The 14,441-nt window shown below is 69.8% G+C and carries 23 protein-coding genes; 13 read left to right on the forward strand and 10 right to left on the reverse strand.

Features of this window, described 5'->3' with window-relative positions; genetic code table 11:
- Window positions 1-240 precede the first annotated feature (240 nt).
- The 4 genes from ACZ5FU_RS26375 (at window position 241) to ACZ5FU_RS26390 (ending at window position 2,303) form a co-directional block, all read left to right on the forward strand.
- On the forward strand, window positions 241-624 hold the full coding sequence (locus tag ACZ5FU_RS26375; protein WP_469046954.1) for an SH3 domain-containing protein: 384 nt from the start codon (window positions 241-243) through the stop codon (window positions 622-624).
- Window positions 625-632: 8 nt separating this feature from the next.
- On the forward strand, window positions 633-992 hold the full coding sequence (locus tag ACZ5FU_RS26380) for an SH3 domain-containing protein (RefSeq protein ID WP_469046956.1): 360 nt from the start codon (window positions 633-635) through the stop codon (window positions 990-992).
- Window positions 993-1,142: 150 nt separating this feature from the next.
- A complete protein-coding gene (locus ACZ5FU_RS26385) occupies window positions 1,143-1,502 on the forward strand; it encodes an SH3 domain-containing protein (RefSeq protein WP_469046958.1) in 360 nt (119 codons plus the stop codon).
- A gap of 369 nt (window positions 1,503-1,871) precedes the next feature.
- Complete coding sequence (locus tag ACZ5FU_RS26390) at window positions 1,872-2,303, forward strand: hypothetical protein (RefSeq protein WP_469046960.1); 432 nt, start codon at window positions 1,872-1,874, stop codon at window positions 2,301-2,303.
- Window positions 2,304-2,306: 3 nt separating this feature from the next.
- On the opposite strand, the gene ACZ5FU_RS26395 is transcribed toward ACZ5FU_RS26390, so the two are convergent.
- Genes ACZ5FU_RS26395 through ACZ5FU_RS26405 form a run of 3 tightly spaced genes read right to left on the reverse strand, consistent with a single transcriptional unit; the run spans window position 2,307 to window position 3,755 of the window.
- Window positions 2,307-2,918 carry a hypothetical protein gene (locus ACZ5FU_RS26395; RefSeq protein WP_469046961.1) on the reverse strand — a complete coding sequence of 204 codons (612 nt, stop codon included), beginning with the start codon at window positions 2,916-2,918 and terminating at the stop codon, window positions 2,307-2,309.
- 12 nt (window positions 2,919-2,930) lie between these two features.
- Window positions 2,931-3,275, reverse strand: coding sequence for a hypothetical protein (locus ACZ5FU_RS26400; protein WP_469046963.1), 345 nt, complete (start codon window positions 3,273-3,275; stop codon window positions 2,931-2,933).
- Between the two features lie 45 nt (window positions 3,276-3,320).
- A complete protein-coding gene (locus ACZ5FU_RS26405) occupies window positions 3,321-3,755 on the reverse strand; it encodes a hypothetical protein (RefSeq protein WP_469046964.1) in 435 nt (144 codons plus the stop codon).
- 181 nt (window positions 3,756-3,936) lie between these two features.
- On the opposite strand from ACZ5FU_RS26405, the gene ACZ5FU_RS26410 reads away from it, so the two are divergent.
- The 8 genes from ACZ5FU_RS26410 (at window position 3,937) to ACZ5FU_RS26445 (ending at window position 7,872) form a co-directional block, all read left to right on the forward strand.
- Complete coding sequence (locus ACZ5FU_RS26410) at window positions 3,937-4,221, forward strand: hypothetical protein (protein ID WP_469046965.1); 285 nt, start codon at window positions 3,937-3,939, stop codon at window positions 4,219-4,221.
- Window positions 4,222-4,271: 50 nt separating this feature from the next.
- Window positions 4,272-4,613, forward strand: a complete 342-nt coding sequence (locus ACZ5FU_RS26415; RefSeq protein WP_469046966.1) for a hypothetical protein — start codon at window positions 4,272-4,274, stop codon at window positions 4,611-4,613.
- Window positions 4,610-5,839 (forward strand): site-specific integrase, encoded by a 1,230-nt coding sequence (locus ACZ5FU_RS26420; protein WP_469046968.1) that lies wholly within the window; start codon window positions 4,610-4,612, stop codon window positions 5,837-5,839. Before ACZ5FU_RS26415 ends, ACZ5FU_RS26420 begins: the two co-directional genes overlap by 4 nt.
- Before the next feature lie 84 nt (window positions 5,840-5,923).
- Window positions 5,924-6,229 carry a hypothetical protein gene (locus ACZ5FU_RS26425; protein WP_469046970.1) on the forward strand — a complete coding sequence of 102 codons (306 nt, stop codon included), beginning with the start codon at window positions 5,924-5,926 and terminating at the stop codon, window positions 6,227-6,229.
- A gap of 118 nt (window positions 6,230-6,347) precedes the next feature.
- Window positions 6,348-6,599 (forward strand): hypothetical protein, encoded by a 252-nt coding sequence (locus ACZ5FU_RS26430; protein WP_469046971.1) that lies wholly within the window; start codon window positions 6,348-6,350, stop codon window positions 6,597-6,599.
- A 358-nt stretch (window positions 6,600-6,957) separates the two neighbouring features.
- Entirely contained in the window at window positions 6,958-7,134 is a 177-nt protein-coding gene (locus ACZ5FU_RS26435) for a hypothetical protein (protein WP_469046973.1), read from the forward strand.
- A gap of 94 nt (window positions 7,135-7,228) precedes the next feature.
- On the forward strand, window positions 7,229-7,567 hold the full coding sequence (locus ACZ5FU_RS26440; RefSeq protein ID WP_469046974.1) for a tail fiber domain-containing protein: 339 nt from the start codon (window positions 7,229-7,231) through the stop codon (window positions 7,565-7,567).
- A gap of 35 nt (window positions 7,568-7,602) precedes the next feature.
- Window positions 7,603-7,872 (forward strand): hypothetical protein, encoded by a 270-nt coding sequence (locus ACZ5FU_RS26445; protein ID WP_469046975.1) that lies wholly within the window; start codon window positions 7,603-7,605, stop codon window positions 7,870-7,872.
- 152 nt (window positions 7,873-8,024) lie between these two features.
- On the opposite strand, the gene ACZ5FU_RS26450 is transcribed toward ACZ5FU_RS26445, so the two are convergent.
- Genes ACZ5FU_RS26450 through ACZ5FU_RS26465 form a run of 4 tightly spaced genes read right to left on the reverse strand, consistent with a single transcriptional unit; the run spans window position 8,025 to window position 10,039 of the window.
- A complete protein-coding gene (locus ACZ5FU_RS26450) occupies window positions 8,025-8,552 on the reverse strand; it encodes a hypothetical protein (RefSeq protein WP_469046977.1) in 528 nt (175 codons plus the stop codon).
- A gap of 52 nt (window positions 8,553-8,604) precedes the next feature.
- A complete protein-coding gene (locus ACZ5FU_RS26455; RefSeq protein ID WP_469046979.1) occupies window positions 8,605-9,270 on the reverse strand; it encodes a hypothetical protein in 666 nt (221 codons plus the stop codon).
- Window positions 9,267-9,491: a hypothetical protein gene (locus tag ACZ5FU_RS26460; RefSeq protein ID WP_469046981.1), complete on the reverse strand. Its 225-nt coding sequence runs from the start codon at window positions 9,489-9,491 to the stop codon at window positions 9,267-9,269. Before ACZ5FU_RS26460 ends, ACZ5FU_RS26455 begins: the two co-directional genes overlap by 4 nt.
- Window positions 9,491-10,039 (reverse strand): hypothetical protein, encoded by a 549-nt coding sequence (locus ACZ5FU_RS26465; RefSeq protein ID WP_469046983.1) that lies wholly within the window; start codon window positions 10,037-10,039, stop codon window positions 9,491-9,493. Before ACZ5FU_RS26465 ends, ACZ5FU_RS26460 begins: the two co-directional genes overlap by 1 nt.
- A 264-nt stretch (window positions 10,040-10,303) precedes the next feature.
- On the opposite strand from ACZ5FU_RS26465, the gene ACZ5FU_RS26470 reads away from it, so the two are divergent.
- Window positions 10,304-11,611, forward strand: a complete 1,308-nt coding sequence (locus ACZ5FU_RS26470) for a hypothetical protein (protein WP_469046984.1) — start codon at window positions 10,304-10,306, stop codon at window positions 11,609-11,611.
- Window positions 11,612-11,631: 20 nt separating this feature from the next.
- Here ACZ5FU_RS26470 and ACZ5FU_RS26475 read toward each other — a convergent pair whose 3' ends face one another.
- The 3 genes from ACZ5FU_RS26475 to ACZ5FU_RS26485 all read right to left on the reverse strand — a co-directional run bounded on the left by ACZ5FU_RS26475 (window position 11,632) and on the right by ACZ5FU_RS26485 (window position 14,407).
- On the reverse strand, window positions 11,632-12,675 hold the full coding sequence (locus ACZ5FU_RS26475; protein WP_469046986.1) for a hypothetical protein: 1,044 nt from the start codon (window positions 12,673-12,675) through the stop codon (window positions 11,632-11,634).
- A 260-nt stretch (window positions 12,676-12,935) separates the two neighbouring features.
- A complete protein-coding gene (locus ACZ5FU_RS26480; RefSeq protein WP_469046988.1) occupies window positions 12,936-13,523 on the reverse strand; it encodes a hypothetical protein in 588 nt (195 codons plus the stop codon).
- Window positions 13,524-13,636: 113 nt separating this feature from the next.
- Window positions 13,637-14,407 carry a hypothetical protein gene (locus ACZ5FU_RS26485; protein WP_469046989.1) on the reverse strand — a complete coding sequence of 257 codons (771 nt, stop codon included), beginning with the start codon at window positions 14,405-14,407 and terminating at the stop codon, window positions 13,637-13,639.
- Window positions 14,408-14,441: the final 34 nt, after the last annotated feature.

A 14,441-nucleotide genomic window follows, 5' to 3' on the forward strand; every position in this document is an offset into this window, starting at 1 on the left:
GCGGGCCGCACGCGAGCCACCGGGCGGCGTGATTCCCGTGGCCAATCCGACGCGGTTCCTGCCGGGCGGGTTCCCGTTCACACCCTGCCCCCGACGACTCGTCGACCTGCGTCACCGGGGAGCACCTTGTGCCCGTCCGAGCCCTCAAGGAGGCCTTGGCGGGCGACCCCCTTCCGCGCCCACCGAGCGGCCGGCTCTGTCGCCGGTACTTTCCGGGCACTTCGTCCTCAGGAGGAAGCCGTGTCGTCCACCTCTACCGCCCATCGGCCCCGCACGGGCCGCATACGCCGCATAACCGTCTCAGCAGGTACCGCGCTGCTCGTCGCCCTGGGGGCGCCGCTCGCGAGCGCGACGACGGCATCCGCCGTGGGCTCCTCAGCGTGCAGCCCCCGCTACATGTACTACTTCGACGGGCACATCAACGCCAACTCGGTCAACCTGCGCAGCGGGCCGAGTACCTCGTACGCCTCCAAGGGCCTGCTGTCCAAGGGGACGAAGACCTTCCTGTACTGCTACAAGGAGGGCAGCGCCACCCGCTACTCCTGGGACTACATCAAGGTCACGTCGGGCCCCCACAAGGGGGTCAAGGGATGGGTCCGCGGCGACTTCAACAACTGGTGGTAGGCGCTTCCATGACCACTCCAACCAGGCGCCGCCTCGCGACCCTGACCGCAGCAGCAGCGCTTATCAGCGGTGGCGTGCTGGTCGCCGCGCCGAGCGCGTCGGCCGTCGGCTCGTCGGCCTGCCGCTTCCACATCACTCCCGAGCGCCACAAGCTGCTCGTCGACGGACTCAACTTCCGGACCGGCCCCGGGACGAACTACCTCGCCAAAGGGCTCCTCTACAAGGGCGACAAGTACGTCCCCAAGTGCGGTGTCCGCACGAACAACAAGGCCTGGAGCTACGTCAAGCTCACCCAGAAGTCCAAGAGCGGCCTGAAGGCCGGCACCTGGGGCTGGGTACGAGCGGGCTACACGATCAGCCCCGCGTAGCCGCAGCAGTTCGGCGCCTGCCCTGGCCCCATTCCGCTGGGGCGCACCCCTGTGACGTTCCGGCGCGTGCAGGCGCCGACTCCCTCGCCGTTCCCGGCCTCACCTGCGGACACGGCGCTCACACCCCACGTGACCCATCGGAGGAACTGCATGAAGCCACGCATCACCGCGGCCGCGACCCTGACCGCGGCATTCGTCGCCGCCAGTGCCCTGGTCGCGGCGCCCGCCTCAGCCGCCGCCGAGAACAACGTGCGGGACTACAACACCAACGTATGGGGCGCCTCCGCGGTCAACCTGCGCACGGGCCCGAGCACCAACTACACGTCCAAGGGCCTGGTGGGCAACGGCGACAAGATACGGGTCACCGCGACCAACACCGGCTCGTACTGCTACTGGTACAAGGTCAAGCTCCGGACCACCAGCAGGCACGGCCTGCCGAAGAACACCGTCGGCTGGGTCAACTGGGTCTACGTCAAGAAGCTCGTTCCCAAGAACACCCAGGGCTGCTGATCGCGATGACGGGTCCGGTCCGTTGTGCTGTTGACCCCTAACCACTGTTTCCCGGTCAGCTGATCCCCCGGCTGGTCGGGGGCGGCCGAGCGATGAGCCCTGGTCCGGCTCGATCGTGCGATTCCACTACGCCGCACCGCTCGGCATGCCCGGGGTGCCGCCGCGCCTCGGCGGCACCCCGCCGTCCCAGTACCTCAACACCCAGGCTGCCCGCCGGTCGGCCGCGTGTCCCGCACGACGCAGTTCCGCGAAGCCGACTGCCCTGTCCCTGAACCCGATCCCGCTGTGCCCTTCACCAGGGCCCACGTACCAAGGATGTGTGATCCGATGAGGAAGTACCGCGCGGTTCTCGCTGCCGGCGCAGTCACGGTGGCAGCGCTGGCTGGCACCCTCGCGACCGCGCCGACCGCTTCGGCCGCCACGTCGTTGTGTGGCTCAAGCTACGGCTACGTGGGCAAGCACGCCCTGAGCAAGGTCTCGGGCCGGACCGGGCCGCGCACGGGCGGATACGTGTACGTCTACTACAGCCCCAAGACCAAGAAGAACTGTGCGATAGCCAAGCCGGTTCCCGCACTTCGGGGCAACGCCTGGGGGCTGGGGGTGGGACTGCACAGCCCGACCTACAGGGACGGCGAGTCCGACGGCTACGCGCGCGGGCAGGTCTACACCCGGTGGGCGGGACCGGTCTACGTGAAGTCGCCCCACTCCTGCATCACCGTGACCGGCGATATGAACACCGGCACGCCTGGCCACCTCCGCGCACACTACGAGGTCCTGGCGCAGGGCGTGCACTGCGACTGACCACTACGCCTTCGTACTGCTCTCCGACGGTGTCAATTGTGCGATGCGCTGCAGGAGCCGGTCGCATTCACGGCAGTCCGGCAGACGAATTTCACCGGCAGCCAGCGGAGGAAATTCCCGCAGATACCGAGCACGGCTGGGCGTGTAGCAGAGCGGGTTATTGGCCGGACGGTAAATCCGTCCGACGCGGAGGTCTTCCAGCAGGTAGATATGGTCCACGCCCTGGCGGTAGAACTCAAGGTGCCGAACGCTGGTGTAGTTGTGGCGGACTTCAGCGGCTACCGGAAGCTGGTCGCTGATGGCCTTCCAGTCGGAGGCCAGTTGCTCTCGGTAGCTTCGCTCGTCCACCTGAAGAGGGGACGGTACGTGCTCCGCAGGGCGGCGTGCGGGCGGCGTCGGCTCGGTCTGGGCCGCGATGTGCAGCAGGTAACGCTCCGGCCAAGTGATGCTCCTCGGCCCGCCGTACGGCCGGCCGAGGACCGCACTGGCCCAGGCGAAGGAGTGCGGAACCTCCTGGCTGATGACGCGGGGGTCGGTGAACGGCCCGGCCTCGCGGCGGGCACGCTCGCGCAGTTCGGCTAACTCAGTCTCGGTCAGGGCGGTGGCGGGTGTCACGGCGGTCCTCTCCTACGGCTCGTCCGGCGTGAAGAACTCCCACAGCCCGACGAGTTCGGAGCCGTCGGGCCAGGCGCGGACCGAGCGTCGCTGCGTACGGACTACGGCGCCCGGCCCGGCCTTGGCGAGGAGCCGGAGGATGTGCGGCAGGTCGCTGGTCTGGGTGGGCTTTCCGGCACCGGTGAGCCGGTACTCCAGGCGTACGGTGTACCCCGCGTCGGGGAAGCCGGCGTCAGCCAGTTCGTTCAGGCCCAGGGCGCTCAGGCCGCGAGCAACTCGTACGGGGGAGCTCGGAGGCGCGATGCTCACCTCGTTCGGGACGACCCAGCGCCCCGTCGAGTCGGTGGTGTGCGACACGAAATTCTCCTTTTCCGAAGCGCTGGGTCGGGGCGAGGGTCGTGACTATTCTTCAGATGACTTGCCGGTGCGGGAGTCGCGAATTGCCTGAAAGAAGATCGGCACGAGTTCTTCCGGCATCTGGTATCCGACGACTTTCCCGAATCCAGGCCCAACCGGCCGGACGGGGATTTCCATTCCGTCCGGCCACCAGCCCTTTGTCACGCCCTTTTCGTATGTGCTTTTGAGTCCCCCGCTGTGGCCGCGCAGATTGGGTTCCTTCTCTGTCCGGAGGTCCTCTGCTTTGACATAGCCCTCGTTCGCGACGGCCTCGACGACGATGTTCTGAGCGCGCTTCGGCAGGGTTTCGAAGTAGCGGCGGGCGCGGTCGAGGGTCCAGGAGGTGTCGATGGTGACGTGCGCCGCGTGTCGGGCGAGGAGATCGCGGAGGTCGTCCAGGAAGCCGTCGGTCGGGTCGGTGACGGAAAGATGGATCTGCACGAACGGCGCTCCGTTTCAATAAACGTGAGTAGACGTCAGTAAGACGAGCCGACCGTAGCGCACGCGGTGGCTCGTCTACAAGGGGTCTATCCAACGTCTGTTAGACGTGTATGGATTCGAACAGGTGAATCACCTACCCTAACTGTCCTTAGGGTAGGTGATCTGCGCTAGAGTTCTGATCATGACTGGGACTGACTCGGACCTGTCGTCGGCCGCCGACTCGGGCAGCCGGCTCGCGCGCCACGCCGCCGTGCTCGACACCGCCGCGTTCACCGCCGCGCGACTGCACCGCGTCGTGCGGATGCTCGACGCCACCGCGGCGCACATCGCCCCGCGCCTGGACGCCGCCGCCGGCGCCATCGTCCGGCGCATCTACCCCCAGACCGCGGCCTCGGCCGCCGCCGACCTCGGGGGAGCGCGGCCGGAGTTCCACCGCCGGGCCACTGCACCGGCCAACCCGGCCTGAGCAACGCAACTTCGCCAGTCCAGCACCACCGAACGAGACCAGAGAACCACATGAGCGCTGCCGACGGATGGGCCGCCGACGATCCGGCAGCCGGACTTCCCGCACCGACCCGCGAGGAGGTCACCGAGCTGGTCGCCTACCTGCGCCAGCACCTCGTCTCCGCAGCAGCAGAACAGGACGACGCCCCGTCAACCCGTCTGGTGTTGCGCGCAGTTGGAGCTCTGCTTACCCACCGTATCGGGTTCGCGCACGGCCTGGCCGCAGGCAGTCCCGACAGTGCCCTGCTGCACTCCACGGTGGCGCCGCTGTACGAACTCGCCGCCCAGTTCCCCGACTGCCCCCTGCACTGGCGACGCAGGGCGGAGGAAGCAATGAGCGGAGGGCCGCTGTGAACGCCGCCGCGCCGCTCGACACCACCGATGTAGTCGACGCCGAACTGGTCGACGCCCGGGACGCACTGGCGCCCGCCCTGCCGGACACCGACGCCGACATCAACGACGTTCTGACCGACGAAGCCGCCGAGGACCTGGCCAACTCCGGCCGTGAGCGCACCCGCGGGACCTACCAGGAACGCTTCAAGGCGTTCGCCACCTGGTGCGCGGCACGCGGACGCACCCCCGGCCCGCCCACCACCGAGCAGAACCTCGTCTCCTACATCTCCCACCTCAAGCGGGCCGGGGTCGACTTCGGGACGATCCGCCTCACCATCGCCGCCGTCGTGCACATGAACGCCCGGGCCGGCCACACGAACTGGCCCCCCATCGACAAGGCCAAGGCGATCTATGCAGACGCCCGCCACGAACAGCGCGAGGCCGGCCGCAGCCCGAAGTCAGCCCCGCCCCTCGACATGGAACGCCGCCAGCAGATCCTTGAGGCCTGTCCCGAAGACCTGCCGGGCCTGCGCGACAGAGTGATCGCCCACCTCGGCTACTACTGCCGCGGCCGCCGCAGTGACCTGGCGAAGTTCCGGATCGCCTCGCTGGAGGAAGTCAGCCCCAGCCTGCTGATCGTACGGAAGTGGACCAGCAAGAACGACAAAACCGACGAAGGCCGCGAGTACGAGATCGACGACCCGGAGGCGATCTACGACATCCTGACGTGGCGAGCCGTGCTGCGCGGCCGCGGGGAGGCGGACCCGCTCAAGCCGCTCCTGCGGCGGGTCGACCAGTGGGGCAACCTCGGACCGATCAGCGGCAAGGGCTGGGGCATGACACCGCACGCGATCAACGAGGCGACCAAGCGCATGGCCCAGCGCGCCGACCTGGACGTGAAGGACACCGCGACGTCGCACGGCTGGCGCGCCGGTGTCCCCGCCGACCTCGGCCGGCTCGGCTACACCGCAGACGAGATCAAGGACATCACCGGCGACTGGCGCAGCACCGAACAGGTGGAGAAGTACCGCAAGGTCGGGCGGCGCCGGGCCGGGCTGAAGACCGACCAGAGCCGCCGGGCGCAGGCCATCACGGAGCTGCAGACCCTCAAGGCAGCGACTCCGCCAGAAGCTTCAGCGACCACGCCGGAGCAGGCCGACACGGGAACGAGACGAGGCGTGAGCTCGGCGGAGGAAGCGCCGAGAGCAACGATCCCGGCTGTCGGACAGCACGGAAGACTTCAGTAGTACACGAAAAGACTTCGGTAGGTTCTTCAGCACGGCACCGAAGGTCTTCAGTCGGTCCGAGCCACCAACCCCGGAGGGGAACACATGACTGGGAACGAGCAGCCCGAACGTGAAGGCGCCGAGCCACTCCACCACGGCGACAGCGACGCCCTGCGCGACGGCTACCAGTACGGTGCGGACGGCGTCGGAGTGCGTGCCGACCTTGTCCAAGCCGTCCTTGACGCCTGGGCGCGCATCAGCCCCACAGGCGATCCGGCGTCACCGCTGCACAGCGTCAACAATGGGGCGATCAACAGTGTCGACAACCTTGCCCGACTAGCCGCCACCGCGGTGGCCCGCACGATCGGCTCCGACAGCCAGAGTGCACGAGTCCGAACCGTCGGGCACTGAAGCCTTGCGTACGGCGAGTGTGCCCCAGACCACCGCACCAAAGATTTCAGTGCCCAGGTCAGAGCGTTGTCCACTGAAATCTTCGACGCGACCCGACACCGGCAATCGCGGAGCAGAGGTGAACACCCCGTCCGGCGAGGGGGATCCGGCCGGCGACTTCCACGTGCGGATGACGTTCTGTAAGGACGGCCCGGCCATCGACGGCACCTGGGCCGACGGCGAGGTAGCCTTGCGCAAGTTTCGCGGCTTCGTCGGCACGCACGGCAGTGTGCCCGGCGTGGCCATCGCGCTCGAGGTCGAGGCCGGCAACGCACGGGAGCCGCTGCGGACATGGTCCGAGGGCATCGAAGTGATCCACCGGGATCTGTAAGGCGCCACACCGCGAGGCCGAGCGGCCTTACCCGTGGCAGTCGCCCCGCGGACGTCGGCGGTTGCGTGATTCGCCAGCCCGAACCCTCCGAGGGTGGCGTTTCGAAGGCGCCAGCGCGCACTGACGCCTTCGAATGTGTCACGGCGAGCCGTCATCTCCCTGTTGTTCGCAGGTCCGGGCGTGCGGGTCACCTGGCAGGCCGTACTTATGGGCCTGCCAGCTCGACACATAGGTCGCGATCCCTTCTAAGACGGTAGAAGTTGCCTGCGGGCCCTGCCGTCCCACGACCCTACGGTGGCCGCACTCGGCAGCCGTGGCCCCGGGCTCTCCGGGGCTGCGATACCCACTGGAGGGGTCCATGAAGAAGCACTTCCGGCGCGTGGCGAGCGTCCTCGGGATGATCGCGGCACTGGCCGCCGGCGCGGGCGCGCAGGCCGCGCACGCGGCCACCGACAACGCCCACGCGACCGTCACACCCAGCACCATCGAGAGCGACCGCACCATCAAGCACGACGTGGTGCCGGTTCAGCGCTGATCGTCCCGGACGACGCCGCCCTGGCGACCGCAGCTGAGCTCCGGTCGCCGGGGCACGCTCATGGAAAGGGAGGGGTATGGGGACTCATCACCAAGTGCAGTCGTCCGACGGCATCAGGATGTCCGAGGTGCTGGACGTCGTCGTGAACGAGCTGCCGATCTCAACCTGGCGCTACAACGACGAGTCGGGTTCCCCGCGCCACATCGGGCCGATGGCCCAGGACATGGAGCGCCTCTTTCAGGTCGGCGACGGCAAGACGATTCCGGTCGTCGACTTTCTCGGGCTTCTGGTCTGTTGCGTCAAGGAGCTCGGATACCGGGATCGGGAGCTGCGTGCGCGCATCAGCGAGTTGGAGACGATGGTGCGGGGTGGTGAAGCAGCCGACGACGGAGGGACCGATGTCAGTGCCCGGTGGGAGGATCAGCCCGGGTGACTCGCTCATCGGCGCACGGAGAGGGGGAAGCGGCTTTGACAGGTACTTACGAGTGGCCGCGAGGGGCAAGTGGTGAGGACTCCGCAGCCCTGGAGGAATGGCTCGGCGAACGCGGCTGGGAGGTCGATCCGACGGTGTTCATGGCCGGCGCGCGGGGCCCGGCGGTCCAGGTGCGCCGGGTGGGAGCGGCCTGGCAGGACGGAGAACCAGGACTGCTGATCCTGCCGGGCGAGGTCGTGGAGTACGACGGCACCTGCATGCGTATCGCGCCCAAGCAGCCTGCCGCGACGGTGGCCGAGCCGTAAGCAGAGCGCTCCACGTGCGTCCGGCCCCTCGACATGGCGTCGAGGGGCCGGAGTTGGTAGCGGGGGCCGGATTTGAACCAGCGACCTCTGGCTTCGTGGCGGTCGGGCTGTACACCACGGTGAACGTCATCGAGGGGCCGCCGTTCCGGTGGTCATCGTCGTACGGGCCGTACGGCTTGCAGGGCCGCGGCGGTGAGCCCGATGACGGCGCACAGCGCGCGCGGGTCGTCGCGCAGGTCGTACAGGACGTTGATCGCCCGCTCGCGGCCGGCGGAGCCGTGCTGGGCGTTGTCGAAGACGGCCTGCAGGGCGGTGCGGGCCCGGACGGTTGCCGCGATCTGGGCCTCAGCGTCCGTCATCGCCTCGGCCGGGCTGATGCCGAACGCCCGGTTCAGCGTGCCGGCGGCGTCGAGGGTGGTGAGCGCGTCTGGGGTGTCGGGCAGGAGCCGGCCCAGGTCGACCGTGCCGGTGATGGTGCGGACGGCCGCGGGGGCGTCGGGGTCGACGACGGCGAGGAGGCACATCTGCGCGATGTGGGTGATGCAGTGCAGGCCGAACTCCCGTGCGTGGGCGAGGAGGATCGGCAAGCCGTCGGAGAGAGCGGCGTCCGGGGCGTGCTGGGCATCGGTGTACTGCGCCGCGCGTCGGGAGACGACATCCCAGTACAGGTTCCTGGTCATGCTGTGCCTTCGTGGTCGTGGGCGGTGTGCTGGCGGCCGTCCGGCGGCGCCGTCACGAGCCGGGCTTCTTCGCATCGGGAAGAGCCGCGAGGGGAGACCGGCGGCCCTTCGGGGAGTTGCGGACGGCGCCCCAGTCGATTTTTCGGCTGCGAAGGAGCCGCTCGAGATCGCCCTGCCGGTAGAGCAGGACCAGGTCCTTCCAGTGCGACCGGGCGGTGTCCACGTGGGTCAGGAGTCCGGCGCGCACCAAGTGGGCGAAGTCGGCATCGCGGACGCCGAGGACCGCTGCCGCCGAGTCCCGCATGTGGAGCTGGCCGGCGGCGGAAGCGCTGGCCACCTTCCGCCGGTCCATGCCGCGCTCGAGGGTGAGCCCGCAGTACAGGGGCCCGTGATAGTTCCCGACGACGGGCAGGTGGCCGCGGCGGGCGAGTTCGGCGGCGGTGCCGGCGTGGACGGTGACCGTGGGGAAGCGTCCGGCGAGGTGCTCCTCGGCGCGGGTGGAGCCGACGTCGGGCATCGTGCCCACAGCCTTCTTGATGTCGGTGATGCGGGCGACGGCGGCGTGGAACACGGCTGCTGGCCATCGGCCGTCGGCCATGTCGGGGCCGGGGATCAGGCCGAGGCGCTGGGCGCGTTCGAACTGCCACAGGTGCAGGCCGGCGCGGTCGGGGAACTGCATCGGCCCGTACGTGGCGAGGGGTTTCACGGTGGTGGTCATGCGTCTCCGTCCGGGTCGGGCGCGGTGTTGCCGGTGTCGAGCTGGAAGTACAGGCGGTCACCTGGGTATTCGCGCGGGGTGGTGAGGGTGAAGTTCGCGCGGAGAACGTCCAGGACGACCTGGGCGGTGGCGTCGTCGGCGCGCAGCCGGACCTCGGCGATGCCCGGCAGAGTTGGCCGGTCGGTCCGCTCTTCGCGGTCCCGTCGTGGCTGGCGGGGCATCAGTAGGTCACCTCGTGCTCGTCTTCGTCGCCGTATAGGAAGTAGTCCCGGTCGGGGACGTCCTCGTCCGGGTCCTGTGTCTCGTCCCTCAGTTCGTCGGCCAGGTCGGCGTACTTGTCGTCGTACGGGTCGTACGGCTCTCGGGCGTCGTCGGCCATGTCCGCCCAGTACGCGGCCTCCGACTCGGCGTCCTCGTCCGCCCGTTCCTCCGGGGTGAGCGCGGCGCGGCGGGCGTCCTCCTGGTCCCGCCGCGCCTGCTGTTCGGCTTGGTAGTAGCCGTCCCAGACGTTCACGGCGGCGTTGGGTCCCCAGCTGCACCAGCCCCAGCCGCCGTCGAGATTCTGGTGGCCGGCTGTGCGGGCGCACCGGCCGCCGTCGATCGGGTGGGCCATCCCGTTGCAGACGAGGACGAGTTCCTTCGAGGGCTGCCGCGGTGCAGTACGGGGTGCGCGGCGCAGTTCGGCGAGGACGTCGGGGAACCGGCGGCCGCTGGTGGCGGCGATCGTCCTGGCCTGGCGCTTCAGGTGGTCGGAACCCGATTTGGTCACGGTCGTCTCCACAGCGGGACCCCACGCTTCCCGCCGGACGTCGCGTGAACAGGGCGCAGCCGGACGGAACAGGTCTTCGGGTGGTGCTGCGCGGGACCCTGGTGCGGTCCTTGTCCGGCGGCGCTGCCCCGGCGGCGTGGGCGCGGGGCGGCAGCGGAAACGGCGGTTCGCGGCATGCCGTGTATTCGCAGCAACAGTACCGGCTGGCACTGACAATGGGAGGTCACAGCCGACGGGCTGGGCCCGGCGCGATGGGAGTGGCGTGTGGCGAGCAAGGCGCAGGCGGCGTGGGATGCGCTGAACGAGCGTCAGAAGATCTACATGACAGTGCTGTACGACGAGGACCAGGCGGTCGAGGCCGAGCGGGCACGGGATGCCGCGGCCGGGCACTACGACGAGACGCCGGCGGACGTGTGGCGGTGGTTCGACGTGGTGACCCCCGGCTCGAGGTTGACGGCGGTCCAGCGGCGGCTGGCCCGGCACGATGTCCGTGACGATGGCACCGGGTCCACGCTGCAGGCGCTTCAGCGGTACGGGTTGATCGAGGTCCGTGAGGAGACCGAGCAGGGGGCGCGCGGGAAGTCGAAGACGGTGTCGGTGAAGCTCACCCGGGCCGGGCGGGCGGCGGTGCGGGCCGGGACCAAGGAGCCGCGCCGCCGGCGCAGCGGTGAACTCTCCCAGTACGCGTGGGAGCGGCTGATCAAGCTGTGGCGGGCCGATCCGCGCACGGTGGGCATCTGGGGCGACAACACGCGCAAGGCTCTCGTCGAACGGCCCGAGCGGCCGTATGCCGAGCGGGTGGGTCACTTCGGCGACTACCGGATCACCGAGGCCGGACGGGAGCACTACCGCAACCTGTGGGCACGGTACGCCGAGCTGTACCCGGACACTGCCGCCCCGAATCCGGACGAGAGCGCCGCCGACCCGTGGCCAGCCGAGCTCGTCAAGACGCTGCGCTCCCTGGAATCGGCCGTCATCCAGGCGGGGAGGGACCAGTGGGCGGCGCACCGGCGCCGGGAGGCGGCCCTCCGGGACGCCCAGGCGCCGCTCCGGGTGGACCAGAAGAGCGAGCACGGCACCGAATGGCACGCGCTCCTCGCGGCCCAGGCACAGGCCCGCGCGGAACTGGCGGAGCGGCACGAAGCGCAGGCCACGGCCGCCCTGGAGACAGGGATTCGGGCGTACGCGCACGCCGTGCTGCGCGCCTACACCGCGTCGGTGGACAACGACCTGTTCGACGCCGCCCTGGTGGACGCGGTCACGACGGCCGCCGACGCCGGACGCGACGGCGCGCCCATCGAGGCGCCGGCCAAGTGCGGTCTGCCGCGCGTCGACCGGGCGGTGCAGACCGCGTACGCCGAGGCGATGGGGACCCGGAAGCGGCGCCGCGCGCTGCCCAAGCAGATGCTCCCCGACACCTCGTACCTCACCGGGAGCCAGCCCGAGCCCCTGCCGACGGAGATCACCGGGTTGCACGAGCTGGCGGGGACGGTGGCGTCGTACATCGCGGACGGGGCACTGCGCCAGGAGTTGTACCCGCCCGCCCGGGCGGAGGCTGCGCAGGCTGGCTGACGGCCGTCGGCCGGGCGCGCTCACGGTGAACTGGTCGTGGCCGCCTGGCGGTTCGCCGGGCGCACGTGCCCGGCTTCGGGCGCGTCGATGGGGCACCAGCCGCCACGGACCAGGCCGTTCTCCAGGAGTTCGAGGACGTCGTCAGGGCCCTCGTCGTCAAGGTCCGGGAGGCTGGTGTGTGGTCCCACGGGCCCGACCAGGAGCAGTACCCGGGCCCGGTCGCGGGCGGCGGTCACCCACTCGTCGGTGAGGTCGACCGCGGCGAGGAAGAAGTGCCCGTGGCCCATCTCCTCGTCCGGGCCGGCGGTGTGGGCGCGCACGGCGATCCAGCTGGACGAACTTGTGCTGGCGTCGTATTCGAGACGCAGCGACCAGCCGTGCTCGCCCATGTCGCGGGGGTCCTCGGCCGCGAAGCCGTCCTCGAGGAGGTGGAAGTCCAGAAGGTGGAAGAGCGCCGGGTGCGGCTCGTACTCCTCCGGCTCCGCGGTGATGAGCAGCACGGGCACCGGCGACCCGTCGGGCTCGTCGGCGGGCGCCAGGTGCGCGGCGGCCTCGAACTCGAAGCGGAAGATGCGCTCCTCGGGGTCGTCCGGTACCTCGACGCTGACCCGGTGCGGCTGCTGCGGGATCTCGACGGGGACGGCCCATCGGATCACGGAGGGCGTGCAGGAGGCGTGCGCGAGGTTCGCGCTCATGATGTGCGTGCCCGGGTTCAGGTCCGGGTCGAAGACGCTCACCGTGAAGATGACGGAGGTTCGGTCCGTGGCGACGTTCCCGGGCTCGTAGCACTCGTAGCACTCGTACTTCTTGGCCGCCCGCTCCCGGAGGAACTCCCCCAGGTCGTATTCGACGCCGATCTGGTCATCCCCGTCGACGAACCGTTCGACGTCCGGGGTGAGGACGAATCCGCCCTGTCCCTGTCCCTGTTCCTGCTCCTGGTGCGGGGACTCGGCCTGCGGCGTGCGCAGGGTCTCCAGGGCGGCGGTGTACGGCATGCCGGTCTTCTCGGCCAGGGCGCGGGCGCGGCCGACGAGGCTGTTGCTGGTGTTCTTGCGCTTCGTCACGACGGTGAACTCCACGGCGGGACGCCCACGCTGCCCGCCACCAGTTCGTCCGGTCGAAGTAGGGCGAGGCCACTCTCACGGGCCCTTGCCCGGCGCGATCCGGGTGCCGATCTCCTGGCCGGCGAGCCTTCGACCGTTCGTGCCGTCGCTGCGTGGGAGCGGGCGGCGGGTCTGCGCGGTGCGTGTCCAGCGCTGAGAGCAGCGTAGTGGCTGCCACCGACACTGGGACTGGACACGGCCGACCCGCCGCCTCCGGCGCGTCACTCTCCTTCTTCTGCCCTGCGTACCTGCTCGAACTGCCACTGCATCTGCCCGTCCGCGTTCCGCCAGGTCTCCGCAGGCTCGGGCAGCTTCTCGCCGCGCAGGTTCGCTCCGAGGCAGGCCATCGCGTCCTGGTGTGCGGCGTACGCCACCACGCGGGAACCGCCGAGGTGCGTCTCGTACAGGAGCTGGGAGTCGTAGGCGCCCCAGATCAGCAGATCCAGCGAGGACGTGAGGCGCTTACGCAGGTCCTCGTTGTGGAGAGCCATGACGGCGACTTCCGCCTTGCCGAGCTTGGACAGGAGGAAGTCCGCCCAGGTGTCGAACTCCTCGGGTGCCGGCCCGGTTCCGACGTCGCTCGTGCGGTAGGTCTGGCGGACGTCCAGGAGCGCGGCGGTGATGGTCTCCGTCGCCTCCTTCTCCGCAGCGCGCTTGCGGGCCTTCTTGGTGTCGGACAGCGCCCGCCAGGCGACCGTGGAGGTGAGGCTGCCGCCTACCAGGGCGCCGACGCCGCCCAGGAGGGGTGCGAGCCAGACGGGGCTGGTGGTCGTGCTGGTCTGCTGAGCGGCGGCAATGATCCAGTCCACCGGGAGGGCCTCCTCGTGCCGATCGCGGCCGGGAGCGCCGCGGCGCTCAGGCTACGCCGCCAGGACCGTGCGTCGGTCACCGGAAGTGAGGCTCTGACCTGCGTCCAGCGGTGTCACGCTGCGGAGGAGGTGAGGATCTTATCGGTGAGGTCGTGGCAGTCCTGGTTGGTCAGGGTGAACCCCACCCTGGCTCCCTGCTCGGAGAGTTGCGGCATGGCCCGCACCCCCAGTTCCAGCAGGCGGCGCCCGTCGGCCGGGCTGCACCACAGGGTGACCATGCCTTCGGGGTGCCCGGCCCACGTGGCGCCCACCCCGTGCCGGATACCCGCGCGCCGGCGCAGCGCCAGCAGGAGCCGGTTGCTTGCCGCGTACGGGTCGTCGGTGTCTGCGGTACGGCCGTCGATGATGGCGTCCTCGCGGGCGGCGATGGCCTCCCAGTCCGGTGTGACCGGTTCGGGTTTCGGAGGAACCCATTCGCAGCGGATACCGCGCGTCCAGCGCAGGCGGCTGTCGCAGTCGGCCACGGTGAGCGAGAGACGGGACTCCGTGCTCAGGGCCTGGGCGAAGCGTGCGCCGGTGGAGGCGTGCAGGAGGTCATGGATGCCGCGGCTGGCGACGTACAGGGAGAGGACGCTCCCGGTGGGGTGTGCGTCCAGGCCGTCCAGGTGGAGGTTGAGCAGGAGCCGGTGCATCGCCGGGTCGGACTTCCGTCGGGCGGCGGCCTGTTCCTTGAGCGTGGCCCACGCCGAGGAGACCGTCGCCGCGATCACCTGGCAGGTGACCTCGACGGCGTCCGGGTCGCTGTACTCGTCGTCGGGGAGGTGCCACCGCACGGAGTCGCCGGTGAACGGCACGAGCCGTTCGAGTGTGTCGGTGTCGAGCATGTGCGGGCCCTTCCTGGCCGTCGGCGGACCGTGC

The organism is Streptomyces sp. NPDC031554 (genome assembly GCF_055580685.1).

Coding starts and splice junctions, on each gene's coding strand:
- ACZ5FU_RS26380 (WP_469046956.1), top strand. CDS start 633: ATGACCACTCCAACCAGGCGCCGCCTCGCGACCCTGACCGCAGCAGCA.
- ACZ5FU_RS26385 (WP_469046958.1), top strand. CDS start 1,143: ATGAAGCCACGCATCACCGCGGCCGCGACCCTGACCGCGGCATTCGTC.
- ACZ5FU_RS26410 (WP_469046965.1), top strand. CDS start 3,937: ATGACTGGGACTGACTCGGACCTGTCGTCGGCCGCCGACTCGGGCAGC.
- ACZ5FU_RS26415 (WP_469046966.1), top strand. CDS start 4,272: ATGAGCGCTGCCGACGGATGGGCCGCCGACGATCCGGCAGCCGGACTT.
- ACZ5FU_RS26425 (WP_469046970.1), top strand. CDS start 5,924: ATGACTGGGAACGAGCAGCCCGAACGTGAAGGCGCCGAGCCACTCCAC.
- ACZ5FU_RS26435 (WP_469046973.1), top strand. CDS start 6,958: ATGAAGAAGCACTTCCGGCGCGTGGCGAGCGTCCTCGGGATGATCGCG.
- ACZ5FU_RS26450 (WP_469046977.1), bottom strand. CDS start 8,552: ATGACCAGGAACCTGTACTGGGATGTCGTCTCCCGACGCGCGGCGCAG.
- ACZ5FU_RS26455 (WP_469046979.1), bottom strand. CDS start 9,270: ATGACCACCACCGTGAAACCCCTCGCCACGTACGGGCCGATGCAGTTC.
- ACZ5FU_RS26460 (WP_469046981.1), bottom strand. CDS start 9,491: ATGCCCCGCCAGCCACGACGGGACCGCGAAGAGCGGACCGACCGGCCA.
- ACZ5FU_RS26485 (WP_469046989.1), bottom strand. CDS start 14,407: ATGCTCGACACCGACACACTCGAACGGCTCGTGCCGTTCACCGGCGAC.